Annotated in this window: 20 protein-coding genes; 14 read left to right on the top strand and 6 right to left on the bottom strand. The window is 72.4% G+C overall.

Going from position 1 to position 26,405, the window contains the following annotated elements; translation table 11 throughout:
• Positions 1-57: 57 nt before the first annotated feature.
• Together EDF20_RS05000 and EDF20_RS04995 are read left to right on the top strand one after the other, a co-directional pair.
• Complete coding sequence (locus EDF20_RS05000) at positions 58-1,071, top strand: sugar phosphate isomerase/epimerase family protein (protein ID WP_133737869.1); 1,014 nt, start codon at positions 58-60, stop codon at positions 1,069-1,071.
• Positions 1,072-1,100: 29 nt separating this feature from the next.
• A complete protein-coding gene (locus EDF20_RS04995; RefSeq protein ID WP_133737868.1) occupies positions 1,101-2,066 on the top strand; it encodes a PD40 domain-containing protein in 966 nt (321 codons plus the stop codon).
• Positions 2,067-2,135: 69 nt separating this feature from the next.
• Here EDF20_RS04995 and EDF20_RS04990 read toward each other — a convergent pair whose 3' ends face one another.
• Together EDF20_RS04990 and EDF20_RS04985 are read right to left on the bottom strand one after the other, a co-directional pair.
• The gene (locus tag EDF20_RS04990; RefSeq protein ID WP_133738114.1) at positions 2,136-2,816 is read right to left on the bottom strand and encodes an ABC transporter ATP-binding protein; all 681 of its coding nucleotides are present in this window, start codon (positions 2,814-2,816) and stop codon (positions 2,136-2,138) included.
• A 104-nt stretch (positions 2,817-2,920) separates the two neighbouring features.
• Positions 2,921-4,483, bottom strand: coding sequence for an ABC transporter permease (locus EDF20_RS04985; RefSeq protein ID WP_133737867.1), 1,563 nt, complete (start codon positions 4,481-4,483; stop codon positions 2,921-2,923).
• A 171-nt stretch (positions 4,484-4,654) separates the two neighbouring features.
• On the opposite strand from EDF20_RS04985, the gene EDF20_RS04980 reads away from it, so the two are divergent.
• The 4 genes from EDF20_RS04980 (at position 4,655) to rplL (ending at position 8,218) form a co-directional block, all read left to right on the top strand.
• Positions 4,655-5,401 (top strand): response regulator transcription factor, encoded by a 747-nt coding sequence (locus EDF20_RS04980; protein WP_123546686.1) that lies wholly within the window; start codon positions 4,655-4,657, stop codon positions 5,399-5,401.
• A gap of 47 nt (positions 5,402-5,448) precedes the next feature.
• The gene (locus EDF20_RS04975) at positions 5,449-6,960 is read left to right on the top strand and encodes a HAMP domain-containing sensor histidine kinase (protein WP_133737866.1); all 1,512 of its coding nucleotides are present in this window, start codon (positions 5,449-5,451) and stop codon (positions 6,958-6,960) included.
• 307 nt (positions 6,961-7,267) lie between these two features.
• On the top strand, positions 7,268-7,783 hold the full coding sequence (rplJ, locus tag EDF20_RS04970) for a 50S ribosomal protein L10 (RefSeq protein WP_123546685.1): 516 nt from the start codon (positions 7,268-7,270) through the stop codon (positions 7,781-7,783).
• 51 nt (positions 7,784-7,834) lie between these two features.
• The gene (gene rplL, locus EDF20_RS04965; RefSeq protein ID WP_123546684.1) at positions 7,835-8,218 is read left to right on the top strand and encodes a 50S ribosomal protein L7/L12; all 384 of its coding nucleotides are present in this window, start codon (positions 7,835-7,837) and stop codon (positions 8,216-8,218) included.
• Between the two features lie 224 nt (positions 8,219-8,442).
• On the opposite strand, the gene EDF20_RS04960 is transcribed toward rplL, so the two are convergent.
• Both EDF20_RS04960 and EDF20_RS04955 read right to left on the bottom strand, forming a co-directional pair.
• Entirely contained in the window at positions 8,443-9,912 is a 1,470-nt protein-coding gene (locus EDF20_RS04960) for an amino acid permease (RefSeq protein WP_243833369.1), read from the bottom strand.
• Between the two features lie 22 nt (positions 9,913-9,934).
• On the bottom strand, positions 9,935-11,533 hold the full coding sequence (locus EDF20_RS04955; RefSeq protein WP_123546683.1) for a LuxR C-terminal-related transcriptional regulator: 1,599 nt from the start codon (positions 11,531-11,533) through the stop codon (positions 9,935-9,937).
• Between the two features lie 182 nt (positions 11,534-11,715).
• On the opposite strand from EDF20_RS04955, the gene EDF20_RS04950 reads away from it, so the two are divergent.
• The 3 genes from EDF20_RS04950 to EDF20_RS04940 all read left to right on the top strand — a co-directional run bounded on the left by EDF20_RS04950 (position 11,716) and on the right by EDF20_RS04940 (position 17,471).
• Positions 11,716-13,665, top strand: a complete 1,950-nt coding sequence (locus tag EDF20_RS04950; RefSeq protein ID WP_123546682.1) for an ABC transporter ATP-binding protein — start codon at positions 11,716-11,718, stop codon at positions 13,663-13,665.
• A gap of 174 nt (positions 13,666-13,839) precedes the next feature.
• Entirely contained in the window at positions 13,840-16,032 is a 2,193-nt protein-coding gene (locus EDF20_RS04945) for an adenylate/guanylate cyclase domain-containing protein (RefSeq protein WP_208292574.1), read from the top strand.
• Entirely contained in the window at positions 16,032-17,471 is a 1,440-nt protein-coding gene (locus EDF20_RS04940) for a mechanosensitive ion channel domain-containing protein (RefSeq protein ID WP_133737865.1), read from the top strand. Before EDF20_RS04945 ends, EDF20_RS04940 begins: the two co-directional genes overlap by 1 nt.
• Positions 17,472-17,602: 131 nt before the next feature.
• On the opposite strand, the gene EDF20_RS04935 is transcribed toward EDF20_RS04940, so the two are convergent.
• Both EDF20_RS04935 and EDF20_RS04930 read right to left on the bottom strand, forming a co-directional pair.
• Positions 17,603-18,346, bottom strand: a complete 744-nt coding sequence (locus tag EDF20_RS04935) for a DUF305 domain-containing protein (RefSeq protein WP_243833368.1) — start codon at positions 18,344-18,346, stop codon at positions 17,603-17,605.
• Entirely contained in the window at positions 18,343-19,032 is a 690-nt protein-coding gene (locus EDF20_RS04930; protein WP_197980398.1) for a DUF3105 domain-containing protein, read from the bottom strand. The genes EDF20_RS04935 and EDF20_RS04930 overlap by 4 nt, the downstream gene beginning before the upstream one ends.
• Positions 19,033-19,352: 320 nt before the next feature.
• Between EDF20_RS04930 and EDF20_RS04925 the strand changes: the two genes are divergently transcribed.
• From EDF20_RS04925 to mmsA, 5 genes are all read left to right on the top strand, one after another.
• Positions 19,353-20,717, top strand: a complete 1,365-nt coding sequence (locus tag EDF20_RS04925; RefSeq protein WP_123546679.1) for a cystathionine beta-synthase — start codon at positions 19,353-19,355, stop codon at positions 20,715-20,717.
• An 89-nt stretch (positions 20,718-20,806) separates the two neighbouring features.
• Positions 20,807-21,970 (top strand): cystathionine gamma-synthase, encoded by a 1,164-nt coding sequence (locus tag EDF20_RS04920; protein WP_133737864.1) that lies wholly within the window; start codon positions 20,807-20,809, stop codon positions 21,968-21,970.
• 73 nt (positions 21,971-22,043) lie between these two features.
• Positions 22,044-23,426 (top strand): MFS transporter, encoded by a 1,383-nt coding sequence (locus EDF20_RS04915; RefSeq protein WP_133737863.1) that lies wholly within the window; start codon positions 22,044-22,046, stop codon positions 23,424-23,426.
• 104 nt (positions 23,427-23,530) lie between these two features.
• Complete coding sequence (locus EDF20_RS04910; protein WP_123547297.1) at positions 23,531-24,550, top strand: LacI family DNA-binding transcriptional regulator; 1,020 nt, start codon at positions 23,531-23,533, stop codon at positions 24,548-24,550.
• 330 nt (positions 24,551-24,880) lie between these two features.
• The gene (gene mmsA / locus EDF20_RS04905) at positions 24,881-26,401 is read left to right on the top strand and encodes a multiple monosaccharide ABC transporter ATP-binding protein (protein ID WP_123547296.1); all 1,521 of its coding nucleotides are present in this window, start codon (positions 24,881-24,883) and stop codon (positions 26,399-26,401) included.
• Positions 26,402-26,405 lie beyond the last annotated feature (4 nt).

Here is a 26,405-nt window from a genome sequence, read left to right as displayed (position 1 = left end):
GTGGACCAGGATGGAGCTGCGCCGGGCGCCGACGCACCGACGACGAGAGAGGCCGACATGGGCGAGAGCTCGCACCCCGTCACGCTGTTCACCGGCCAGTGGGCCGACCTGCCGCTCGAGGAGGTGGCGGCGCTCGCCGCGGGCTGGGGCTACGACGGCCTCGAGATCGCCGCGTCGGGCGACCACCTCGACCTCGAGCGCGCCGACGAGGACGACGCCTACCTCCGCGGCCGGCTCGACGTGCTCGAGCGGCACGGCCTCGGCGTCTGGGCCATCTCGAACCACCTCACGGGGCAGGCCGTCTGCGACGACCCGATCGACTTCCGGCACCAGGCGATCGTGCGGCCGAGCACGTGGGGCGACGGCGAGCCCGAGGGCGTCCGCCAGCGCGCGGCCGAGGACATGAAGCGGGCGGCCAGGGTCGCCCGGCGGATGGGCGTCGACACGGTCGTCGGGTTCACCGGCTCGTCGATCTGGCCGTACGTCGCGATGTTCCCGCCCGTGCCCGAGAGCGTCATCGACGCCGGCTACGAGGACTTCGCCGCCCGCTGGAACCCCATCCTCGACGTCTTCGACGGCGAGGGCGTGCGGTTCGCCCACGAGGTGCACCCGTCCGAGATCGCCTACGACCACTGGACGAGCGTCCGCGCCCTCGACGCGATCGAGCACCGCGATGCCTTCGGCTTCAACTGGGACCCGTCGCACATGCTCTGGCAGGGCGTCGACACGATCGGGTTCATCGTCGACTTCGCCGACCGGATCTACCACGTCGACTGCAAGGACACGCGCGTCCGGCCGAGCAGCGGCCGCGCCGGGGTGCTCGGCTCGCACCTGCCCTGGGGCGACCCTCGTCGCGGCTGGGACTTCGTCTCGACCGGGCACGGCGACGTCGACTGGGAGTCGGCCTTCCGCACCCTCGACGCCGTCGGCTACGCCGGGCCGATCTCGATCGAGTGGGAGGACGCCGGCATGGACCGGCTGCACGGGGCGCCCGAGGCGCTGGCCCACGTGCGCTCGCTGCTCTGGCCGCGGCCCACCGCCTCCTTCGACGCGGCCTTCTCGAACCAGTAGCCGCTCCGCCCACGAACAGGGAGAACCCCGTGCCCCGCACCCTCCAGCCCGGACAGTCGAGCCGCGTGCTCGTCGTCGACCCCGCGACCGGCGAGGTCGAGGTCGCCCTCGAGAGCTCGAGCGTCCTCGTCGAGGCGCCCAACTGGAGCCCCGACGGCCGCTGGCTCGTCGTCAACGCCGACGGGCTGTTGTGGCGGCTGCCCGCCGAGGCACGGGGGGTCGACGAGACGGCCCTGGTGCCCGTGCCGATGGGCGACGTGCCCGAGATCAACAACGACCACGTGATCGCGCCCGACCAGGGCAGCGTGTTCGTCAGCTCGCGCGACGGCCACCTGTACGAGGTCCCGTGGGACGGCGTCGCGCCCGGCGGCGAGGCACGCCGCGTCACGCACGAGCACCCTGCCGACCGGAACCACAAGAACTACCTGCACGGCGTCTCGCCCGACGGCGCGACGCTCAGCGTGATCGTCGGTGCCCTGCCCGAGGCCGCGGCCGACCCGGACGACGAGGAGGCGCGGGCCGGCTGGCAGACGAACGTCGTGCTGGTCTCGGTGGCCGACGGCGCCCCGACCTCCGTCACCGCGGACGGCCACCCCGACGACGGTGCGGAGTTCTCGCCGGACGGTCGGCACGTCTGGTTCAACTCGGAGCGGGCGTCGGGCGGCGTGGCGGGCCACGCGCAGCTGTTCCGCGCCCGGCCCGACGGCGGCGAGCTCGTGCAGGTCACCGACGACGAGCTCGTGAACTGGTTCCCGCACGTCTCACCCGACGGGGCGACCCTGCTCTGGCTCGGCTACCCGACGGGCACGCTCGGCCACCCCGAGGACCACGACGTCGTGCTCCGCACCCTGCCGCTCGGCACCGACGGGCTGCCGACGCCGGGGGAGCAGCCGCGCGACGTGCTGCGGCTGCTCGGCGGCCAGGGCACGGTCAACGTGCCGTGCTGGGCACCCGACTCGGCTCGCTTCGCCTGCGTGGACTACCCGCGCGGCTGAGCACCCACGACGTCAGACGCTGAGGGCGGGACCCGGCGCCGAGCCGGGGCCCGCCCTCGGGCTCGGACGTCAGGCCGTCGGCAGCAGCTCGGCGACCTTGCCGCCGGCGATGCGCAGGCGCCGCTCGGCGCGCCGGGCCACGGCCGAGTCGTGCGTCACGATGACGAGGGTCAGCCCGCGGTCGCGCCAGACGCCCTCGAGCAGGTCCATGATCTCGTCCCGGGTGGCCTCGTCGAGCGACCCCGTCGGCTCGTCCGCCAGCAGCACGGTCGGCTCCTTGACCAGGGCGCGCGCGATGGCGACCCTCTGCTGCTGGCCGCCGCTGAGCTCGCCCGGCAGGTGGTCGGCCCGCTCCGCGAGCCCGACCGAGGCCAGCGCCTCCTTCGCCCTCGTCCGTCGCTCGGGGCGGGGCACCGAGTCGTCCGCGAACGCCGTCTCGACGTTCTCCGCGGCCGTCAGCGTCGGGATCAGGTTGAAGCCCTGGAACACGAAGCCGACGTCGCGGGCCCGCACCGCCGCCAGCGAGCGGTCGCCCGCCGCCGAGAGGTCGGAGTCGCCGAGCCTCACCGTGCCGCTCGTCGGCCGGTCGAGCGCGCCGAGCATCTGCAGCAGGGTCGACTTGCCGCCTCCGGTCGGGCCCTGGATCGCGACCATCTGGCCCGCGGGGATCTCGAGGTCGACCCCGTCGAGGGCCGTGACGCTCTTCTTCCCCTGCGAGTAGGTCTTGGTGACGGCGGTGAGCGTGTACATGGGCGTGGTGCCTCCGGAGGCGGTGGTCGGGTCGGTGAGTCCGGCGGGTGCCGGCAGGGCGGTGGCGCGGACGTCTGTGCCGGTCGGCTCCGAGGCCGCCCCGGTCACGCGACGCTCCTCAGCGCCTCGGCCGGGCGCAGCCGCGACGCGCGCCACCCGCCCACGGCGCCGGCGAGCAGCCCGCCGACGACGGCAAGGCCGACCGCGAGGAGCACGACCGAGATCGTGACCGGGGCGTGCAGGACGACGTCCGTCGTCGCCGTGGCCAGCTGCTGGCCGAAGCCGCCGCCGCCTGCTGCGGCCGCACCTCCTGCGTCGGTTGCCGCTCCGGGCCCGCCGGCAGCCCCGCCGGGACCTGCCGCGGTGGTCGTGGCCGCAGCCGACAGGGTCGGGGCGACGAGGTTCACCACGAGCAGCCCGACGAGACCTGCCGCGACGCCGACGACGCCGCCGACGAGGCCCTGCACGAGCGACTCGCCCGCGACCTGGCGGGTGATGCGCGCGTTGCTCCAGCCGATCGCCTTGAGGGTGCCGAACTCGCGGGTGCGCCGGCTGACGCCCGCGACGGTGAAGAGGATCGCGATGAGGAACGCCGCGGCCAGCACGATGACTGAGAGCCAGGTGCCGAGCTTGCCGATCAGGTCGGAGGCGGTCGTCAGCGAGCCGGAGACGCTCGACGCGAGGTCCGACTGCGTGCTCACGGTCGCGTCGGGCAGGGCGGCCTGCAGGTCGGTCTTCAGCGCGTCGACGCCGCTGGCGCTCGCCGCGGTCACGTACACGTCGCTGATCTGGTCGGTCAGCCCGCTGAGCGCCTGCGCGGTGTCGAGGGGGACGTAGGCGTCGGAGGCGGTGGCCGCGTCGGACGACGTGGACGCGACGATCCCGACCACGGTGAAGTCGGTGCCGCCGATCGCCAGGGTGTCGCCGACCGCGAGCTCCGCGCTCGTGGCGTACGTCTGGTCGAGGACGACGACGTCGGCGCCCGCGTCGTCGGCGGTGAGCGTCCGGCCGTCGACCAGCGACGCGCTGGTCAGGGGGCCGACCGCGGCCGCGCTCGGGTCGAGGCCCGTGACCGAGAACTGGTCGACGTCGAAGGCGCTGCCGCCGGCGCCGTCCGCCCCGCCCGTGGGAGGTGCGGGCTGGCTGCCCGAGTCGGTCCCGTCCGTGCCGTCGGTGCCGGTGCCGGTACCGTCTCCGGTCGTGCCGTCGGTGCCGGCGCCTCCTGCGCCCTGGGAGAAGTCGGGCAGCGTGCCCGAGAAGCTGGAGTTCTCGAGGCTCAACGTGGCCGTCGCGGCGGACACGCCGTCGACGCCCTCGACGGTCGCCAGGGCCGACGAGGCGAAGGTCGCCGTGCCGCGGGCGGCCGAGAGGGTGCTCTGCGCGACCTCGGTGCTGCCGTCGTCGGTGGTCGTGCCGTCGCCCGAGCCGAAGGCGAACTGCTGGCCGGGCCCGCCGCCGTCGGCGCCTGGCTCGGCGGTCTGCGTGATCGTGACGTCGGTGCCGACGCCGTAGACGGACTCGAGCACGGACGACTGGGCGTTCCGCACGCCGGCCGCCACGCCGCTGACGACGATGACGAGCGCGATCGCGAGCGCCATGCCGGCCGCGATCACCACGGTCTGCTTGCGTCTGTTGCTCAGCTCTCTGAGCAGGTAGGTCAGGAACATCGGGGTCTCCTCGGTGCAGGGGGGATCCGCGGGGGATCAGGTCGGAGGCGACGCTAGGGAGGCGGTCTCGCAGCACCCGATGGGCCGTCCATGAGCTTCCTATGAGAGACGCGCAGGCAACGCATCGGAGCAGCACAGTCCGTTCATAGGAACCGGCTCGAAGCTGAGTGCGTGACCACGACGACCCCCACCCCCGCGCAGGCCCCCCGACTCACCCGGGCCGACGGCTCGCCCCTCCGAGTCCTCGTCGTCGACGACGAGAACAGCCTCACCGACCTCCTCTCGATGGCCCTCCGCTACGAGGGGTGGGACGTCAAGGCCGCCGCCGACGGGCAGGGCGCCCTCGCGCTGGCCCGCGAGTTCCAGCCCGACGCGATCGTGCTCGACTGGATGCTGCCCGACATCGACGGCATCCAGGTGCTCGGCCGCCTGCGTGCCGGGGGCGACGACACCCCGATCCTGTTCCTCACCGCGAAGGACTCCGTCGAGGACCGCGTCTCCGGGCTGACGGCGGGCGGCGACGACTACGTCACCAAGCCGTTCTCCCTCGAGGAGGTGGTGGCCAGGCTCCGCGGCCTCATCCGTCGGTCCGCGTCGGCCGTGAGCGAGGCCGGCGACAGCCGCATCGTCGTCGGCGACCTGGTGCTCGACGAGGAGAGCTACGAGGTGCACCGCGGCGACCGCGAGGTCGAGCTGACCGCCACCGAGTTCGAGCTGCTGCGCTTCCTGATGCGGAACCCGCGCAGGGTGCTCAGCAAGGCGCAGATCCTCGACCGCGTCTGGAGCTACGACTTCGGCGGCAAGTCGAGCGTCGTCGAGATCTACATCTCGTACCTCCGCAAGAAGATCGACGCGGGCGAAGAGGCGATGATCCACACCGTGCGCGGCGTGGGCTACGTCATCAAGCCCACGTCGTGAGCGCGGCCGCACCCGGAGGGTCCCGTCTCGGCGGGCTCCTCGGGCGCGTGCCCCGCGCCTCCGCCCCCCTCACGCTCCGCAACCGCCTGATCCTCAGCATCGTCGCGATCGTGGTGCTCCTGACCGTGGTCATCGGCAGCGTGAGCGTGGTCGCGCTCCGCGGCTCGCTGATGCGCCAGCTCGACGACGACCTCACGAGCGCCACCGGCCGTGCCGTGGCCGCCGCCTCCGTCGGGGGATCGTCCGGCCGCCCGAGCCTGAGCCCGGACAGCGACGCGCTCGGGGCACCGCGCCAGGCGCCGGGCACCTTCACCGCCGTGCTCGTCGGCGACGTCGTGCAGCAGGCCTTCACCGTCACCGAGGCGGGCGAGCTCGAGGATCCCCTCACCGACGAGATCACCTCTGCGCTCGCGACCGTGCCCGACGCGGGCGGCCCGGTCACCGTGTCGCTCGGCTCGGACCTCGGCGGCTACCGGGTCGAGGCGGTCCCCGTGACCCTCACGTCGCGGGGCGGCGGCACCGTGTCGTCGGGCTACCTCGTCGTGGGCCTGCCCACCGACAGCGTGACCCAGACCGTCGCCGGGATGATCGCCTCCATCGCCTTCGTCACCCTGCTCGGCCTCGTCGTCGCGATCCTCATCGCGTACGCCGTCGTGCGGCGGGCGCTCCGCCCCCTCGAGCGGCTCTCGGACACCGCGCTGCGCGTGGCCGAGCTGCCCCTCGACCGCGGCGAGGTGGCCCTCGCCGAGCGGGTGGACGAACAGGACACCGACACGCGCACCGAGGTCGGCCGGGTGGGAGCCTCGCTCAACCACATGCTCGGCCACGTCGCGGCGGCGCTGGAGGCGCGGCAGCAGAGCGAGAACAAGGTGCGGCAGTTCGTCGCCGACGCCTCGCACGAGCTGCGCACCCCCCTGGCGTCGGTGCGCGGTTACGCCGAGCTGACCCGGCGGATGGGCGCGGGCCTGCCCGACGACGTCGTGTACGCGATGGGCCGCATCGAGTCGGAGTCGCTGCGCATGACCTCGCTCGTCGAGGACCTGCTGCTCCTCGCCCGCCTCGACGAGGGCCGCGACATCGTCGTGGCCGACGTCGACCTCACCCGCGTGGTGCTCGACGCCGTCAACGACGCAGGGGTGGCCGACCCGGCCCACGACGTCGACGTCGTGCTGCCCGACGAGCCGGTCGTCGTGCCCGGGGACGCGATGCGCCTGCACCAGATCGTCGCGAACCTGCTCACCAACTCGCGGACCCACACGCCGGAGGGCACGCCCGTGCACGTCGCCCTGGGCGTCGACGAGTCGGCGCGCCGTGCCGTCGTCACGGTGTCCGACGAGGGCCCGGGCATCGACCCTGCGGTGCTGCCCGTGCTGTTCGAGCGCTTCGCCCGGGCCGACAGCTCGCGCTCGCGCAAGGCCGGCTCGACCGGCCTCGGGCTCGCCATCGTCGAGGCCGTCGCGCACGCCCACGGCGGCGACGTCTCGGTCGCCAGCAGTGCCGACGGCGCCGTCTTCACGGTGCGGCTGCCGCTCGCCGCGCCGCCCGCCTCGGCCGTCTGACGCTCGCCGTCTCGGGTCGGGACCGGCCGCGGCCACGACCCGACCGCAGGAGGCGCGACTTGCGTGGACGCGCCTCCTGCGTCTACTGTGTACCCAGCCCAAGACCGCCGGTTGTCCCTGTCTGCTCGCAGACGGAGACCGAAGGTTCTCGAGAGAGAGCGACCAGCGCAGGTGTGTGAAGTCGTTCCTCGCTTCTGCGAGATCCAGCTCCGTGCGCCAGCGCCGGAGCTTTTTCCATGCCCCGTCCTCGGACGAGACGTGAGCGAGTGCCCGGGGGCTGCCGGCACACCCACGTTTTAGGAGAGCCATGGCGAACAAGGAAGCATCGGTCGCCGAGCTCACGGAGAACTTCCGTAGCTCGACCGCCGTTCTGCTCACCGAGTACCGCGGTCTCACTGTGGCAGAGCTCAAGGAGCTCCGCACCGCCATCAGTGCAGACGCGACGTACGCCGTGGTGAAGAACACGCTCAGCAAGATCGCGGCGAACAACGCCGGCATCAGCTCGTTCGACGACGAGCTCGTCGGCCCGTCTGCGATCGCCTTCGTGCACGGAGACCCTGTCGCCGTCGCCAAGAGCATGCGTGACTTCGCCAAGGCACACCCCGCGCTGATCGTGAAGGGCGGTTACTTCGACGGTAACGCCCTGACCGCAGCCGAGGTCACCAAGCTCGCCGACCTCGAGTCGCGGGAGGTGCTGCTGGGCAAGCTGGCCGGCGCCTTCAAGGCCTCGCTGTTCGGCGCTGCTTACCTGTTCAACGCTCCGCTGTCGCAGGCCGTCCGCACGGTCGAGGCGCTGCGCGCGAAGCAGGAAGCCGACAGCTAACAGCTGTCGCAGCAACCACCACCACTTACAGAACACAACAAGGAGAACACCATGGCGAAGCTCACGCAGGACGAACTGATCGAGGCCTTCAAGGAGCTCACGCTCATCGAGCTCAGCGACTTCGTGAAGAAGTTCGAAGAGGTCTTCGAGGTCACCGCTGCTGCCCCCGTGGCCGCTGCCGGTGCCGCCGGCCCCGCCGCCCCCGCCGAGGAGGTCGAGGAGAAGGACAGCTTCGACGTCGTCCTCGAGGCTGCCGGCGACAAGAAGATCCAGGTCATCAAGGAGGTCCGCGCGCTCACGAGCCTCGGCCTCGGCGAGGCGAAGGCCGTCGTCGACGGTGCCCCCAACACCGTCATCGAGGGTGCGAACAAGGAGACGGCCGAGAAGGCCAAGGCTCAGCTCGAGGCTGCCGGCGCCACCGTCACCCTCAAGTAGTCAGGGGGGCCGCACGGCCCCTCGCGACCTCGGTCGCACAGCACTGCCTGCTCTCACGAGCACAGGAGGCGCCGCTCCCCACGGGGAGCGGCGCCTTCGTCGTTCCCGGGTGCGGTCCACGGCAGCGGGTTCGGCGGGTCCCCGTCACCCACGGCGGGTCAGCGCGGACCCGCAGTGGGCGACGCGGACCCGCCGGATGCCGCTCCGACCCGCCGCGCGCAGCCTCAGCCGCGGGCGACGACCGAGTGGCGGCGGCCGTAGAGCGCGTACACCGCGACCCCGACGCCCATCCACACGGCGAACGCGGCCCAGGTGATGCCGCCGAGCGTCACCATGAGCAGCACGCACGTCGCGAAGCCGAGCAGCGGGACGACCGGGTACAGCGGCACGCGGAACGTGCGCTCGAGCTCGGGCCGGTTGCGGCGCAGCCAGATGACCGACAGGTTGACGAGCGCGAACGCGAAGAGCGTGCCGATGCTCGTCGCGTCGGCGAGGGCCCCGAGGGGGATGAACGCCGCGGTGACCGCGACCGCGCCGCCGACGATCAGGGTGCCGGCGACGGGCGTGCGCGTCCGCGGCGAGATCCGGCCGAGGACGGACGGCACGAGCCCGTCCCGGGCCATCGACAGGAAGATGCGCGTCTGCCCGTAGAGCACGGTCAGGACGACGGAGGCGATGGCCGCGACCGCGGTCACCGCGAAGAGGAAGGCCACCCAGGGCTGGCCCGTGATGTCGGCGACGATCGTCACGAGGGTCGCCTCGCCGTCGGTGAAGTCCTGCCAGGGGCGGGCGCCGACCGCGGCCACGGCGACGAGGATGTACAGCACCGTGATGACGACGATGGAGGCGACGATCGCCCGCGGCAGGTCCCGCTTCGCGTCCCGCGCCTCCTCGCCGGCCGTGGACGCCGCGTCGAAGCCGATGTACGAGAAGAACAGGCGGGAGGCGGCGGCCGAGACCCCGGCCGCCCCCATCGGCGCGAGGGGCTCGAAGTTGCCTGCGCTGAAGGCCGTGAACGCGACGGCGACGAAGAAAACGAGCAGGCCGACCTTGGCCACGACCAGGACGGTGTTGACCCAGGCGCTCTCGCGGGCCCCGGGCACGAGCACGAGGGTGGCCAGCAGGACGAGCGCGGCGGCGGGGAGGTTCAGCAGGCCTCCCTCGGCGGGCGGGCCCGCGACGACGTCGGGCAGCGAGAGGCCGAAGACGCGCAGGGCCTCGTCGACGTACTGGCCGGCGCCCACCGCGACGGCCGCGACCGACACGGCGTACTCGAGCACGAGGCACCAGCCGCAGACCCAGGCGACGCCCTCGCCGAGGGTCGCGTAGGCGTAGCTGTAGCTCGAGCCGGAGACGGGCACGCTGCCCGCCATCTCGGCGTACGACAGTGCCGAGAGCAGGGCGGCGACGCCGGCGAGGACGAACGCGAGGAACACCGCGGGCCCGGCGAGGGGCACGGCGGTGCCCAGCACCACCAGGATGCCCGTGCCGAGCGTGGCCCCGATGCTGATGGCGGTCAGGTGCCAGACGCCGAGGGTGCGCCGGAGGCCCCGGGCGTCGGACGCCTCGGCCTCGCGCGCGAACGCCTCGAGGGGCTTGCGACGCAGCAGCTGCTCGCCGAGCCGCGGGCGAGCAGGAGCAAGGGCAGGGGCAGGGGCAGAGGCAGAGGAGGCGGGGGTCAGGTCGTCGGGCACCGCGAGAGGCTACCGCCTCGGGTCAGTCCTCGTCGACGTGCAGCCCCAGCTGTCGCACCCGGGCGATGGCCTCGCGGCGAGACGTCGCCTGCAGCTTGCGGTAGATGCTCCGGACGTGGCTCTTGACCGTGTTCACCGAGATGAACAGCTGGCTGCCGATCTGGCCGAGGGTCTGGCCGGTGGCCAGGTGGCGAACGATGACGAGCTCGCGGTCGCTCAGCGGCTCCGCGAGGGGCGCCACGTCGGGGCCCTCGGCCGAGTGCAGGCGGGCGAGCACCCCGAGGGTGGCCTGCGGCTGGTCGCGCTGCACGGCGCGGGCGACGAGGTGGTCGAGGAGGGGCTCCGGCAGGGTGCCGAAGATCCAGCCTGCGCCCGAGTGGCCGGCCTCGAGCAGGGCACGGTCGAAGGCGATGTCGGCCTGGGCGGTGTCGCCCTGGGCCAGGTGGGCGGCCGCGGCGACGGCGTGCACGTGCCCGATGGTCCGCTCCGAGTGCAGGTCGCCGAGCACCAGGCACGCCTCGAGGTCGTCGAGCGCCGCCTGCGGCTCGCCGGTCGAGAGGTGGATGAGGGCGAGCACGCGGGCGGGGCACTCGATGTGGCGGTCGCCGGGCGAGAGGGGCTGGGCCAGGCGTCGCGCCTCCTGCGCCTGTCCGAGCTGGAGCATCGTCTCGGCGCGGAGGGCCGTGGCCGACCGGCCGAGCACGACGGCGCCCGTGAATCCCTGCACGAGGCGCGAGATGCGGCCGAGGTGGTCGAGCACCTCGATCGACCGGCCCTGGGCGAGCAGCACGCTGGCCTCGGCGAACCAGCCGAGCGCCTCCCAGTCGCTGCCGCGCGCCGCCAGGTGCACGCGCGCGACGAGGTCGTCGTGTCCGCCGGGGGACTCGTCGCGCTCGAGGGCGAGGTGCAGCCGCGCGATCTGGGCGAGGGCGCCGAACGAGCTGGCGAGCAGGTCGGTGCCGTCGGCGAGCTCGGCGGCGTTCTCGAGGTGCTCGTCGGCGAGCGCGAACTCGCCGAGCAGCACGGCGACGTAGGCGAGGGCGGACAGGCACTCGACGCGCTCGGCGATGCTGAGGTGCTCCTCGCCGAGGCCCGAGGCGAGCCCCAGCGCGAACTGGGCCTGGTCGTACTCGCCGTAGTGCAGCCGGATGAGGCCGAGCTGCAGAGAGAAGGAGGCGCTGAGGCTGATGCGCGCCGTGATCGACTCGGAGAGGTCGCTCTCGATCATCGTGCGCGCGACCTCGAGGTGCTCGTGGGCGACGACGAGGTTGCCGAGGGTCCGCAGTGCAGCGCCGAGGTGCACGTGGTAGCCGGCCCGCACCTCGAGGGGCAGCCCGGGGTCGGCGTCGATGGCCTTGGCCACGCCGCGGAACCACGGGAGCGCCGCGCTGCGCGAGCGGGAGCCGACCGAGCGGTAGCTGGCGGCGAGGGCGAGCAGGATGAGCGGCCTGCCGCTCCACTCGGCCTCGGGAGCCGAGCGGACGGCCTCGCGCAGGCGGGCTCCCTGCAGGGGGGCTATCTGCGTCCAGGCCTGCTCGATGGCGTCGAGCGAGGCCCGCGCGTCGGCGGGCTGGAGCTCGACCCCGGTCGGGTCGGGTGATGCATCGTCAAGGGTGCGCACGGGTCCTACCTCTGCCGCATCGGGTAGTTCCCCGTCGGGTAGGGGAATGCGGCGTCAGGGCGTGGTCAGGAACCCTGAGCTCCTAGCATAAATGAGCGATGTTCCCGTCCGCGCGCATCGCGGCCAGATTGCCCCAGGAGTGGGGGGACGCGCCGCGGGCGTAGCCTCGCTCCATGAGCAGGATGGACTCCGTCGCCGCGGGCGGCGGCATGCGCGGTGCGGGCGGCACGGGCGGCGGCGGAGGCGGTGGCGCAGCCGGCGGGGCGGGTGGCGGCCGTCCGGGCGGAGGCGGTGGAGGCGGCGGCCGTGGCGGCCGCGTCTCGAGCGGCGACGCGGCGGCCCAGAAGGCGGCCAACGCCGCCGCGCCCAAGATCCCCGACCTGTTCCGACGGATCCGCGGCCTCTTCTCTCCCCACCGGAGGGCCCTCGTCGTCACCGTCGTGCTGGTGCTCGTCGGCGCGGCGATCAGCGTCGCGCCTCCGCTGCTGACGAAGCAGGCCTTCGACCGCGGGCTCTTCCCCGCGGGCGGCCCCGACGTCCCGGTGCTGATGGAGCTCGTCGGCCTGATGATCGGGCTGTGGGTGCTGTCGGCCGGCATCGGCGTCTGGCAGACCTGGCTCACCGCCACGGTCGGGAACAGCGTGATGGGCGCCCTCCGCATCCGGCTGTTCGGGCACCTCCAGCGCATGGAGCTCGCGTTCTTCACCCGGACGAAGACGGGCGTCATCCAGTCCCGCCTGCAGAACGACGTCGGCGGCGTCGCGAACGTGCTGAGCAACACGATCTCGAGCGTGCTCGGCAACACCGTCACGGTGATCGCCGCGTTCATCTCGATGCTCGTGCTCAGCTGGCAGATGACCGTCGTCACCGTCATCCTGCTGCCGCTGCTCGTCGTGGCGCAGCGCCGCGTCGGCCAGGTGCGCGCACGCATCGCGACCAAGACGCAGGAGTCGCTGTCGGACATGACGGCGATCACGCAGGAGGCGCTGAGCGTCAGCGGCATCCTGCTCGCGAAGAGCTTCAACCAGCAGCGCAGCGAGGTCGAGCGCTACTCGGCCGAGAACCGGACGCAGATCGGCCTGCAGGTGCGCCAGCAGATGAGCGGCCAGTGGTTCTTCGCCGTCGTCCAGATCTTCCTGTCCGTGATCCCGGCGCTGATCTACCTGGTGGCCGCGTGGCTGATCCTCCGCGACGTCCCCGTCACCGCCGGCACGATCGTCGCCTTCACCACGGTGCAGGCGCGGCTGACCTTCCCGCTGATGGGGCTCCTCCGGGTGGCGCTCGACCTGCAGACCTCGGGCGCGCTGTTCGCCCGCATCTTCGAGTACCTCGACCTGCGGCCCGCCATCACCGACGGCGGGGCCTCGGCGACGGTCGACGAGGCGCAGCTCGGCCGCGTCGAGTTCGACGACGTCGAGTTCGCGTACCCCGACGCCGAGCCGGGGCAGCGGACCCTCCGCGGCGTCTCGTTCGACATCGAGCCGGGCCAGTTCGCGGCGTTCGTCGGCCCGAGCGGCGCCGGCAAGACCACGGTGTCGTACCTGATCCCGCGGTTCTACGAGGCGACGGGCGGCAGCGTGCGCTTCGCCGGCACCGACGTCCGCGACCTGCGGCAGGAGTCGCTGGTCGAGAACATCGGCATCGTCAGCCAGGAGACCTACCTCTTCCACGCGACGATCGGCGACAACCTGCGCTACGCACGTCCGGACGCCACCGACGAGCAGCTCATCGACGCCGCCCGGCAGGCGAACATCCACGCGACGATCGCGTCGTTCCCCGACGGCTACGACACCGTGGTGGGCGAGCGCGGCTACCGCCTCTCCGGCGGCGAGAAGCAGCGCATCGCCATCGCCCGCGTGCTGCTCAAGGACCCGGCCGTGCTGGTGCTCGACGAGGCGACGAGCGCGCTCGACACCGTGTCCGAGCGGGTCGTGCAGGAGGCGCTGGACACGGCCACGAGAGGGCGGACGACGATCGCCATCGCCCACCGCCTCTCGACCGTCCGCCACGCGGACGTCGTCTTCGTCGTCGACGGCGGCCGGATCGTCGAGCGCGGCACCCACGACGAGCTCGTCGCGCTCGGCGGCGTGTACGCCGACCTCTACGGGCAGCAGGTGGCGTCGACGACGTGACCGGCGCCTCCTCGACGGGTGTCGGAGAACGCGGACGGGGTACACGCCACGTCGACAGTGTGTAACACCTCTGGCGCTGAGGCTCCGATCAGTGGTACTTCTGGGGGACGGATCAGATGAGGCTGCGTCATGTCGAGCGAGGCTCGGCCGACGCACCAGGGGAAGAGGCCACGCGTGTCCAGCTCCACCTCCACCACCACCAGCATCGACGAGGCGACCACGACGCCGACCCGGCGGCGCTCGCCGCTGCGGGCCTTGTTCGGGCGCGGCTCGCTCGACATCCAGTCGACCCTGCTCGTCATGCTGCTCGCCGTCAGCTTCCTGGCGGCGATCGTCATCGGCAGCGTCGGCTACGTCAACGGGCGGGACTCGCTCCGTGCGGCGGTGTTCGAGCAGGTCACGAGCATCCGCGAGTCGCGGGCCCGCGACGTCGAGCGCACCCTCGCGGGCGTCCAGCAGGCCGTCGTGCTCGACAGCCGCAACGACAGCGCCGCGCAGGCGTCCCTCGACTTCAACGCCGGCTTCGCCGCGCTCGACGAGCAGCCCGTCGACCCCGCGCGCCAGCAGGCGGTCACCGCGTACTACGAGGACACGTTCGTGCCCCGGCTCGACGAGGCGACCGGCTCGACGACCGACCCGTCGCTGATCGAGCCGACCTCGCCGGCCCAGACGTACCTGCAGTCGCTCTACACGGTGCCCTTCGACGACGACTTCGACGCCTCGCTCGCGCTCGACGTCGCCGACGACGGCAGCGCGTGGTCTCAGGCCCGGGCCGACCACCACGACTACTTCCGCGAGATGGTCGACCAGCTCGGCTACGAGGACGTCCTGCTGCTCGACCTCGACGGCGACGTCGTCTACTCGGCCTTCTCCGGCGTCGACCTCGGCACGAACGTCGAGGACGGCCCGTACTCGCGGACGGCGCTCGCCGACGTCTGGGCGACGGCGCTGGAGTCGAACACGGTCGACTCGTCGTTCACGACCGACTTCCAGCCGTACGCCCCGTCGCTCGGCGTCCCGACAGCGTGGATCGCCTCGCCGGTGGGCTCGGGCGCGGACGTCACCGGCGTGCTGGCCGTGCAGGTGCCGACCGACACGATCGACTCGGTCATGACGGGCGACCAGGGCTGGGCAGACCAGGGCCTCGGCCGGACGGGCGAGGCCTACCTCGCCGGGCCGGACGAGACGATGCGCTCGACCTCGCGCGAGCTGATCGAGCACCCCGACACGTTCGTCGACGACGTCGTCGACCACGGCACCCCGACCGGCGTCGCCGAGCGCCAGGTGGCGACCGGCAGCTCGGTGCTGCTGCAGCCGGTCGCGACCACCGCCGTGGACGCGGCCCTGCAGGGGCGCGCCGCCACGACGGTCAACACGGACTACCTCGGCCACGAGGTCCTGGCGGCCTACGCGCCGATCGACGTCGACGGCCTGAACTGGGTGATCGTCGCGAAGGTCGACACGTCCGAGGCGTTCGCGCCCGTCGACGTCTTCACCCGGAACCTGCTGCTCTCGACGGCGGCGATCATCGTCGTGGTGTCGCTGCTCTCGCTGCTGCTGGCGCAGGTGTTCGTCCGGCCGGTGCGGCGCCTCCAGCACGCGGTCAACCGCGTCAGCGGGGGCGAGATCGGCGTCGAGGTGCCCGTCAAGGGCCACGACGAGTTCAGCGAGCTGGGCGGCGCCTTCAACGACATGAGCCGCAGCCTCCGGGTCAAGCAGGACCTGATCGACGAGCAGCGGCGCGAGAACGACCGCCTGCTGCTGACCCTCATGCCGGAGGCGATGGCCAAGCGCTACAAGGAGGGCGAGGAGACGATCGCCGAGGACCACACCGACGTCGCGGTCGTCTACGCCGACGTCGCCGGGTTCGACGACTTCAGCCGGGGGATGCGCTCGGGCGAGCGGCTCGCCCTGCTCAACGGGTTGTGGCGGTCGTTCGACGAGGCGGCGGAGCGGCTCGGCGTCGAGAAGGTGCGGAGCAGCCAGCAGGGCTACCTCGCCAGCTGCGGGCTCACGGTGCCCCGCATCGACAACGCCCGCCGGGTGGTCGACTTCACCCTCGAGCTGCAGGGCATCATCGAGCGCTTCAACGCGACCAACTCGTCCCGCGTCGCGCTGCGTGCGGGCATCGACACCGGCCAGGTGACCAGCGGCCTGGTCGGCCGGACGAGCATGGTCTACGACATGTGGGGCGACGCCGTCACGCTGGCCCACCGGGTGCAGGACGTCTCGTCGCAGGCGGGAATCTACGCGACCGAGCGGGTCGTGCAGAAGATCGGCGACGGGGTGCCGGCAGTCGACTCGGGCACGGTCACGACCCAGTCGGGCGAGCAGCGCGTGTTCCGCCTCGAGCGGCCGGCCGCCTGATGACGTCGCTCTGGCAGCAGCCGTGGTTCTGGCCGGTGCTCGCCGTGGTGGTCGGGCTGCCGGTGCTGCTCATCGTGCTCACCGAGATCGCGAGCACCCTGCAGCGTCGCGGCAACCCCGGCGCACGAGTCGTGCGGCTGCTCCGCACCTACGTGGTGCCGACGGCCGCCGTGTCGATCTTGGTCGCCCAGGTGACGATCGCCGTCGACTCGGAGGACTTCACCTGGACGCGCGTCGCCGCGACCGCCTTCGGGTTCCTCGTGATCGTCGCCGTGCTGAACGCGGTGAACCTCGCCCTGTTCACGAACGCCGAGAAGGGCAGCTGGCGCGACCGCCTGCCGTCGATCTTCGTCGACATCGGCCGCATCGTGCTCATCGCCATCGGGCTCGCCGTGCTGTTCAGCACGGTCTGGGGCACGGACGTCGCGGGGCTGTTCACGGCGCTCGGCGTCACCTCGATCGTCCTCGGCCTCGCGCTGCAGGGCGCGATCGGCAGCGTCGTCTCCGGGCTGCTGCTGCTGTTCGAGCAGCCGTTCCGCCTCGGCGACTGGCTCGACGCCGGCGGCGTGCGCGGCCGTGTGGTGCAGGTCAACTGGCGCGCGGTGCACATCGACACGGGCAACGGCATCCAGATCACCCCGAACGCGTCGCTCGCCGGCTCGTCGTTCACCAACCTCAGCCGCGGTGACGGCAGCTACACCGTGACCGCCCCCGTGGCCTTCACCACCGACGACCCGCCCGCCGAGGTCGTCGCGCTGCTCCAGAGGGTCGCGGGCGGCCTGCCCGAGCTGTGGCCCGGCACGACGCCGGTCGCCGTCCCGCTCGGCGGCGCGGCCTACGAGGTCTCGTACGAGGTGCGCGGGCCCGCCCACGAGGGCTCGTCGCTCGCGACGCTGCGCAGCTGGCTCTGGTATGCCTCGCGCCGTGCGGGGCTCGGGCTCGACGGCGACACCACCGACGCGTTCGTGACGCCCGAGCGGATCGAGCAGGCCGTCTCGGCCGTCGCCCCGACCCTGCAGGTGACGGCGGACGACGTGCCTGCCCTCGTGCCGTCGGTGCGCCTCGAGCGGTACGCCGCCGGCGAGGTCGTGCTGCCGCTCGGCGTCGTGCCGGAGGCCCTGCGCTTCGTGCTCAGCGGCGCGGTGGCCCTCGGGGTCCCGACGCCGGGCGACGCGGTCCTGCCCGTGTCGCGCGTCGAGCGGGGCGACTTCGTGGGGCAGACGGTGCTCACGCGCCAGCCGACCACGACCCGGGCGGTCGCGGTCTCCGAGGTCGCGGTGCTCGTCGTCTCGGGCGACACACTCGACGCGCTCGTGCGGGTGAGGCCTCGCCTCGCGCGGGAGCTGGGCGAGGTCATCGACCGGCGGGGTGCCGCCGCGCGCGAGGTCGCGGAGGCGTCGGGCGAGGCCGGAGGCCCCCAGGGGCAGCTGGCGTCCTGACGGGCCGGCGCCGCGCCTCCTCGGCCCGGGCGGTCAGCTCGTGCAGCCGGCCGGTGCAGGCGGCTCGGGCCTTCGGCTCGGGCGGTCGGCCCGGGGGCCGCGCTGGGCTGTGGATGGAGGGCGAGCGTCGTTCAGTCGCGGAGGGCGAGCATCGCCCGCATGGCGTCGACGTCGCTCTGCTGCGTCATGATCATGCCGCTCGCGAAGGCGTCGACCTGGGGGTCGTCGCTGCGGGCGAGGACGGCCTGGGCCATCTCGATGCCGCCCAGGTGGTGGTCGATCATCAGGGTGAGGAACAGCCGCTCGGCGTCGACGCCGTCGGCGGCCCGCAGCTCGGCCATCTGCTCGGGCGTCGCCAGGCCGGGCATCGGCTCGCCGGGGACGTGGCTCGGCGCGGGGGAGCCGGACGCGGCGCCGCCGTGCTCGTGCCCGGAGAGCTGCCCGTCGAGCGTCGGCTGCGTCATCCAGGTCATCACCGGCTGGGAGGGAGCCTGCGGCACGCCCCACACCTCGAGCCAGGCGTACATCTGGCCGGCCTGCTGCGACTGGGTCGCGGCGATGTCGTAGGCGATGGTGCGCACGTCGTCCGAGGTCGAACGGTCGCGGATGGCGAACGACATCTCGACGGCCTGCTCGTGGTGCACCTGCATGTCGCGGGCGAACCCGGCCTCGACGCTGTTCGTGCCGGGCACGACGGGGGCCGACGAGGTGAGGCGCCCCACGGCGACGCCCGTCCCGAGCGCGAGCAGCAGCGCGACCGCGGCGGCGATCACGAGGCGCAGGCGACGACCGGAGGAGGCGCCGGCAGCGCCCGCCTCGGTCGTCACGTCGTCGAGGTCGTCGCGGTCGTGGGCCCTGCGGAGGTCGTCGGTCACGACACCTTGCCGGGGCCGTCGACGCCGCCCGTGCAGGGCGCGCCGGGCTCGGGGGCGTCCGCCGACTTCCAGTACTTGGTGACGAAGTCGGAGACGGCGTCGGCCTCGGGGTCGTCGAAGGCGAGCTGGGCGCCCCAGGCGCTGACGGCCATGGGGCTGTCCATGCCCTCGTAGGGCGAGACGACCGAGTAGGTGGAGGGCGCGAGGTCGGTGATCTGCTCGATCTGCTCGTCGGTGACCTGGGCCGGGTCGTAGGTGAACCAGATCGCGCCGTGCTCGAGGTCGTGCACGGCGTTCTCGTTCGGCACCTGCTCCGTGTACACGCCGCAGTTCATCCAGACCGCGGCGTGGTCGCCGCCGGCCGGGGGAGTCATCTCGTAGTCGACGGCCCCCGTGACGTGGTTCGCGGTCAGGTCGTCCCAGGTCTGCACGCCGGCGACGTCGATCTCGCTGCGGTCGGCCCGGGGCGTGCCGCTCGTCACGACGACGGTGACGATCAGGGCGACCGCGGCGGCGCCCGCGACGGAGGCGGTCACGATGCCGATGGTCCGGTTGCGCTTCGACCTGGCCTGCTCGCGCTTGAGCGCGGCGACCTTCTCCTGCCGGCGCGCGTCCCGCTGCTGCTTCACGCTCATCGAGCTCGGGTCGGGCGTCGCGCCCGGGTTCTTCTTGTCGCTGCTGGCCACGGATGGGGTCCTCTGGTGTCGGGGATCTCGGGGTCTGTCGGTGCCCGCCCAGTCTGCCCCGGCGGGTCGTCCCCGGCGACAGCGCGCGCCGTGCGGCGGCAGGACGTCGGGGATGTGTCACCGATTTGTCCCACACCTGTCTGGGAAGACCGTCACAGCCGACCCGACTCGCCCCGTCATCTGCCGGGGGCCGCCGGTAGAGTCGTGGGGCCGGGGCGACACGTCCCTGCCCCACCCGCCACCGCCTCCTGGTGCCGCACGACGGCCCACGAGGTGCGGAGCAACCGCGAGGGAGCGATCCCGACCGTGAAGGAGCACCCGTGAAGTACGCCGAGACCGTCCTCGACCTGGTGGGCGACACCCCCCTGGTGAAGCTCAACAAGGTCACCGAGGGCATCACGGCCACGGTGCTCGTCAAGGTCGAGTACCTCAACCCCGGCGGCTCGTCGAAAGACCGGATCGCGACTCGCATCATCGACGCGGCAGAGCGTGACGGACTCCTCCTGCCCGGCGGCACCATCGTCGAGCCGACGAGCGGCAACACCGGCGTGGGCCTCGCGCTCGTCGCCCAGCAGCGCGGCTACCGCTGCGTCTTCGTGCTGCCCGACAAGGTCGGCGACGACAAGCGGAACGTGCTCAAGGCCTACGGCGCCGAGATCGTCGTCACCCCGACCGCCGTCGAGCCGTCCAGCCCCGAGTCGTACTACAGCGTGAGCGACCGGCTCGTCCGCGAGATCCCCGGCGCCTTCAAGCCGAACCAGTACGCGAACCCCGCCGGCCCGCAGAGCCACTACGAGACGACCGGTCCGGAGATCTGGCGCGACACCGAGGGCCAGGTGACCCACTTCGTGGCCGGCGTCGGCACCGGCGGCACGATCAGCGGGACGGGCCGCTACCTGAAGGAGGTGTCCGGAGGATCGGTCCAGATCATCGGCGCCGACCCCGAGGGCAGCGTCTACAGCGGCGGCACCGGCCGCCCCTACCTCGTCGAGGGCGTCGGCGAGGACTTCTGGCCCTCCGCCTACGACCCCACCGTCGTCGACCGCATCATCGCGGCGTCCGACGCCCGGTCGTTCGAGCTGACCCGCCGTCTCGCCCGCGAGGAGGGCCTGCTGGTCGGCGGGTCGTCCGGCCTCGCCGTCGCCGCCGCGCTCGACGTGGCCCGCGACCTCGGTCCGGACGACGTCGTCGTGGTGCTGCTGCCCGACGGCGGACGCGGCTACCTCGGCAAGATCTTCAACGACGCCTGGATGCGCTCGTACGGCTTCTCCGACAGCGTCGACGGGCGCACGGTGCGCGACCTGCTCGCCTCCAAGACCGGCTCGCTGCCCGCCCTGGTGCACGCCCACCCGTCCGACACCCTGCACGACGTGATCGGCATCATGACGACCTACGGCGTCTCGCAGATGCCGGTGCTCTCGGCCGAGCCTCCCGTCGTGATCGGCGAGGTCGTCGGCGCGGTCGAGGAGAAGACGCTGCTCGAGGCGGTCTTCGCCGGGGGAGCGAGCATGGGCGACGCCCTGTCGACCGTGGTCGGCGCCCCGCTGCCCCTGATCGGCGTCAACGAGTCGGTCGAGAGCGCGCGCGCCGCGCTCGAGACCACCGACGCGCTGCTCGTCACCGACGACGGCAAGCCCGCCGGGGTCGTCACGCGGCACGACGTCCTGGCCTTCCTCTCTTCCTGACGGCCCTCCGGCCGCGCCTGGCTCCTCTCGCAGGGATCCTCGGGCCGGACTCCTCCCGCCAGATCCCCCAGACACTGAAGGGCACCTCCATGAGCACCTCCGACCACGGCTTCTCGACCAGGGCCATCCACGCCGGCCAGGAGCCCGACTCGCGCACGGGCGCCGTCGTGCCGCCGATCTACCAGTCGTCCACCTTCGTGCAGGACGGCATCGGCGGCTTCCGCGACGGCTACGAGTACGCCCGGTCGGCGAACCCCACCCGGGACTCGCTGCAGGAGCTGCTGGCCTCGCTCGAGGGCGGCACCGCGGCCTTCAGCTTCGCCTCCGGCCTCGCGGCCGAGGACGCGCTGCTGCGGTCCGTCCTCCGCCCCGGCTCGCGGGTCGTGATGGGCAACGACGTCTACGGCGGCACGCACCGGCTGGTGAACCGGGTCTGGACGCCGTGGGGCGTCACCCTCGAGACCGTCGAGATGACCGACCTCGACGCCGTCCGGGCCGCGGTGCGCCCCGGCGAGACCGACGTGCTCTGGGTCGAGACCCCGAGCAACCCGCTGATGAAGGTCAGCGACGTCACGGCGCTCGCCGAGATCGGGCACGCCGCGGGCGCGCTCGTCGTGGTCGACAACACCTTCGCGTCGCCGGCCCTGCAGCAGCCGCTGGCCCTCGGGGCCGACGTCGTCGTGCACTCGACGACGAAGTACATCGGCGGGCACTCCGACGTCGTCGGCGGCGCCGTCGTCGTGCGCGACGACGAGCTCGCAGAGAAGATCGGCTTCGTGCAGTTCGGCGCGGGCGCCGTCTCGGCCCCGATGGAGGCCTGGCTGACGGTGCGCGGCATCAAGACGCTCGCGGTGCGCGTCGAGCGGCACTCGTCGAACGCCCTCGCGATCGCGCGGGAGCTCGAGGGGCACCCCGCGATCGAGCGCGTCTTCTACCCGGGCCTCGAGTCGCACCCGGGGCACGAGCTGGCCGCCCGCCAGATGAGCGCCTTCGGCGGGATGCTCTCCGTCTCGTTGACGGCGGGGGCCGCCACGGCCCGCCGCTTCGCCGAGTCGACCGAGATCTTCCAGCTGGCGGAGTCGCTCGGCGGCGTCGAGTCGCTGATCGGCTACCCGACCGAGATGACGCACGCGTCCGTGCGCGGCACCGAGCTCGAGGTGCCCGACACCGTCGTCCGCCTGTCGGTCGGCATCGAGGACGTCGCCGACCTGCTCGCCGACGTTCGTCAGGCGCTCGACCGCGCGCAGGCCTGATCCCGAGAGGCGCCTCCCGGCGGGGCGCCTCCCGGCAGGACCCGGCGTCGGAGGCGGCACCTAGGGTGAGAGCATGACGACCGCCCCCGAGAGCACCCTGCCCGCGGGCGGCGTGCTCTCGTCGGCGTACCGGCTGGCCACGCTCGGCATGGTGGCGCTGATCGGCATCGCGGCGTTCGAGTCGCTGGCGATCACGACGGTGATGCCGATCATCGCGCGCGACCTCGACGGCGAGGCGCTCTACTCGGTCGCCTTCGCCGCCCCGCTCGCATCGGGGGTCGTCGGCATGGTGGTGGCCGGCAACTGGGCCGACCGCAGCGGTCCCCGGGTCGTGGTCACCGCCTCCATGGTCCTCTTCGCGGTCGGCCTCGCCATCGTCGGGACCGCGCCCGACATGGTCGTGCTGCTGCTCGGCCGTCTCGTGCAGGGGCTCGGCAGCGGCGCCGTCATCGTCGGCCTGTACGTCATGGTGTCGAAGCTGTACCCGCCGGCGCTGCACCCGTCGATCTTCGCCGGGTTCGCGGCGGCCTGGGTGGTGCCCGGCCTCGTCGGCCCCGTGGTCGCCGGCACCGTCGCCGAGCTGGCCAGCTGGCACTGGGTGTTCCTCGGCGCGGTCGTCATCGCCCTGCCCGCCTTCGCGATGATCCTCCCGAGCCTCCGGCGCGTCCCGCCGACGCTGCCGGGCGTCGACGGCGACCGCGTGCCGTGGAGCATCGGGCGCATCGCGTGGTCGGTCGCCGCAGCCCTCGCCGTCATGGCCCTGAACCTCCTCTCCGAGCTGCCGCTCGCGGCCGCTGCGGCCGTGCTCGCCGCCTCCGTCGTGGTGCTCGTCGTGGCGCTCAGGCCCCTACTGCCCCGTGGCGCCCTCGTCGCGGCCGCGGGCGTGCCGGCCCTCGTGCTGCTGCGCGGTCTCGTGGGCGCGGCCTTCCTCGGCAGCGACGTCTACCTGCCGTACATGCTGTCGGCGCAGTACGGCTTCGCGCCTGCCGCCTCCGGCATCACCCTGACGCTGGGCGCCGTCGCCTGGGCCGCCGCGAGCTGGGCGCAGGGGCGGCTCGGCGACCGGGTCGCCCAGCGGACCGGCATCCGCATCGGCATCGTGCTGGTGCTCGTGGGCGTCCTCTCCGCCGGTGCGTCGGCCCTGGGGCACCTGCACCCGGCCGTCGTCATCACCGGCTGGGCCCTCGCCGGCGCGGGGATGGGCTTCATGTACCCGCGCTTCTCCGTCCTCGTGCTGCGCTGGTCGCGCGACGACGAGAAGGGCTTCAACAGCTCGGCCCTGACGATCGCCGACTCGTCGGGCTCGGCGATCGCGCTCGCCGTGACCGGGGCCGCGTTCCTCCAGCTCGGCGGTGCCGACGAGCCCGCCGCCTTCGTCGCGTGCTTCGCCGTCGCCGCGGTCGTGGCGCTCACCGCGCTGCTGGTGAGCGGTCGCGGGGCGCCGCGCGGTCGTTGAGCGCGGCTCCTCGCCCCTCGGTCGAGGGGTGCCCGTCGAAGTCTGCATAATGGTCTGCAGCGCGCGATGTGTACGGTCACATCGCCGATCAGCGATGGAGCGACGTGAAGCACGAGGTCGAGAAGGTGCGCGCGCCGAACATCCGCGACGTCGCGGCCCTCGCGGGCGTCTCGTACCAGACGGTGTCGCGGGTCCTCAACGACAGCCCGAGCATCCGCCCCGCGACGCGGCAGCGCGTGCTCGACGTCATCGACCAGATCGGCTACCGCCCGAACCAGGCCGCCCGGGCGCTGTCGACGAGCCGGTCGAAGGCGATCGGCGTCCTCACCCTGCAGAACGTCCACTTCGGGCCGCAGACCATGGTCAACGCCATCGAGGTCGAGGCGAGGGCGGCCGGGTACCGGCTCAGCATCGCCAGCACGTCGCGCGCCGACGACGACGTGCGGGCGAGCGTCGACCTGCTGAGCAACCAGGCGGTGGAGGCGATCATCGTCATCGCGCCCCAGCGCAAGTTCTTCGCCGTGCTCGACGAGCTCGAGCTGAGGGTGCCGATCGTCGCGCTCGACTCGTCGCCGCGCACCAACGCGCACAGCCTCGCCGTCGACCAGCACGCCGGTGCCCGCCTGGCGACGCGGCACCTGATCGACCTCGGCCACAAGCACATCGTCCACGTCGCAGGCCCGCAGGACTGGATCGAGGCCGACGAGCGGATGCAGGGCTTCCTCTACGAGATGGCCGAGGCCGACCTCTCGGTCGAGCCGCCGATCCTCGGCGACCTGACGGCCGACTTCGGCTACCTCGCCGGCCGCGAGCTGCTGAGGCGACGAGACTTCACCGCCGTCTTCTCGGCGAACGACCTCATGGCGGTCGGGCTGCTGCACGCGTTCCGCGAGGCCGGTGTCGACGTGCCGCGCGAGGTCAGCGTCGTCGGGTTCGACGACTCGCCGACCGCACCCCACCTCTGGCCCCCGCTCACGACCGTGCGCCAGGACTTCGCGCTGATCGGTCGGCGCGCCGTCGAGCTCGTCGTCGCCGAGCTCGACGGCAAGCCCGTCGAGGGGCGCACCCTGATCGCGCCCGAGCTCGTGATCCGGGGCTCGACCGATCGTCCGTGGTTCCTCTAGGGGGTGGCCCCGTGCTCGTGCCGGGCGGCGGCCGGGCATCCTCCCGAGGGCCCGGCGACACGCGGTGGACGGAGGCATTTGACAGGGACCCCCGCCGGGATTAGCTTTGCTCCAGTCGCGGTGTGAACGGTCACATCCCGAGTCTCACAGGCCTTCCCGAAGGGCCTGGACCGGGGCGACGAGAGAAGACGATGGTTCCCGCCGGCCCTGGCCGACGGTGACGACGACGAAGTCGATACATGGAGGTCAGCGTGCGCGCAGCACAGATCACGATGAGCGGGAGCCGCGGGGGTGCCGGCCGTGGCCGTTGACTCTCCCGTCATCCTCGAGATGCGCTCCATCACGAAGGAGTTCCCGGGCGTCAAGGCGCTCGACGACGTGTCGATGCAGGTGCGCGCCGGCGAGGTCCACGCGATCTGCGGCGAGAACGGCGCCGGCAAGTCGACGCTGATGAAGGTCCTCTCGGGGGTCTACCCCTTCGGCACCTACGCCGGCGACATCGTCTACCAGGGCGACGTGATGAAGTTCCGCGACATCAAGTCCAGCGAGTCGTCCGGCATCGTGATCATCCACCAGGAGCTCGCGCTGATCCCCGAGCTGTCGATCACCGAGAACATCTTCCTCGGCAACGAGCCGACCCGCTTCGGCGCCATCGACTGGCCTGCCGCGAAGACCCGCGCCGTCGACCTGCTCGCGCGCGTCGGCCTGAAGGACGACCCCGACACGGCGATCAAGAACCTCGGCGTCGGCAAGCAGCAGCTCGTCGAGATCGCCAAGGCGCTGAACAAGAACGTCAAGCTGCTCATCCTCGACGAGCCCACCGCGGCCCTCAACGAGGCCGACTCGCAGCACCTGCTCGACCTCATCCGCGGCCTCAAGGGCCGCGGCATCGCGTCGATCATGATCAGCCACAAGCTCAACGAGATCGAGGCCATCGCCGACTCGATCACGATCATCCGCGACGGCAAGACGATCGAGACCCTCGACGTCCAGGCCGACGGCGTCAACGAGGACCGCATCATCCGCGGCATGGTCGGGCGCAACCTCGCGAGCCGCTTCCCGGACCGCACCCCCTCGATCGGCGAGGTGTTCTTCGAGGTCAAGGACTGGTGGGTCCGTCACCCGCAGACCGCCGAGCGCTTCGTCTGCAAGGGCTCGTCGATCACCGTCCGCAAGGGCGAGATCGTCGGCCTCGCCGGGCTCATGGGCGCCGGCCGCACCGAGCTGGCCATGAGCATCTTCGGCCGATCGTACGGACAGTTCGTCTCCGGCGAGATCGTCAAGGACGGCGAGCGCATCGAGATCAAGAACGTCCGCGACGCGATCGACCACGGGCTCGCCTACGTCTCCGAGGACAGGAAGGTGCTCGGCCTCAACCTGCTCGACGACATCAAGCGCTCGACCGTGGCGGCCAAGCTCAGCAAGATCTCGCGCGCCTCCGTCGTGAACACCTACGAGGAGCACTCGATCGCCGAGGAGTACCGCAAGAGCCTCCGCGTCAAGACGCCCACCGTCGACGAGGGGGTCGCGAAGCTCTCCGGCGGCAACCAGCAGAAGGTCGTGCTGGCGAAGTGGATGTTCACCGACCCCGACCTGCTCATCCTGGACGAGCCGACCCGCGGCATCGACGTGGGCGCGAAGTTCGAGATCTACAACATCATCAACCAGCTCGCAGCCCAGGGGAAAGGCGTGATCGTCATCTCGTCCGAGCTCCCCGAGCTGCTGGGGCTCTCCGACCGGATCTACACGATCTTCGAGGGCACCGTCACCAACGAGATCGACGCGGCGGACGCCGACGCCGAGACGCTCATGCGCACCATGACGTCGAAGAAGAAGGAGCAGGCCGCATGAGCGG

This window comes from Frigoribacterium sp. PhB116, from assembly GCF_004364285.1.
Lineage (GTDB): Bacteria > Actinomycetota > Actinomycetes > Actinomycetales > Microbacteriaceae > Frigoribacterium.
Note: the sequence above shows the minus strand (reverse complement) of the source record. Positions and strands in the feature narration are given on the sequence as shown.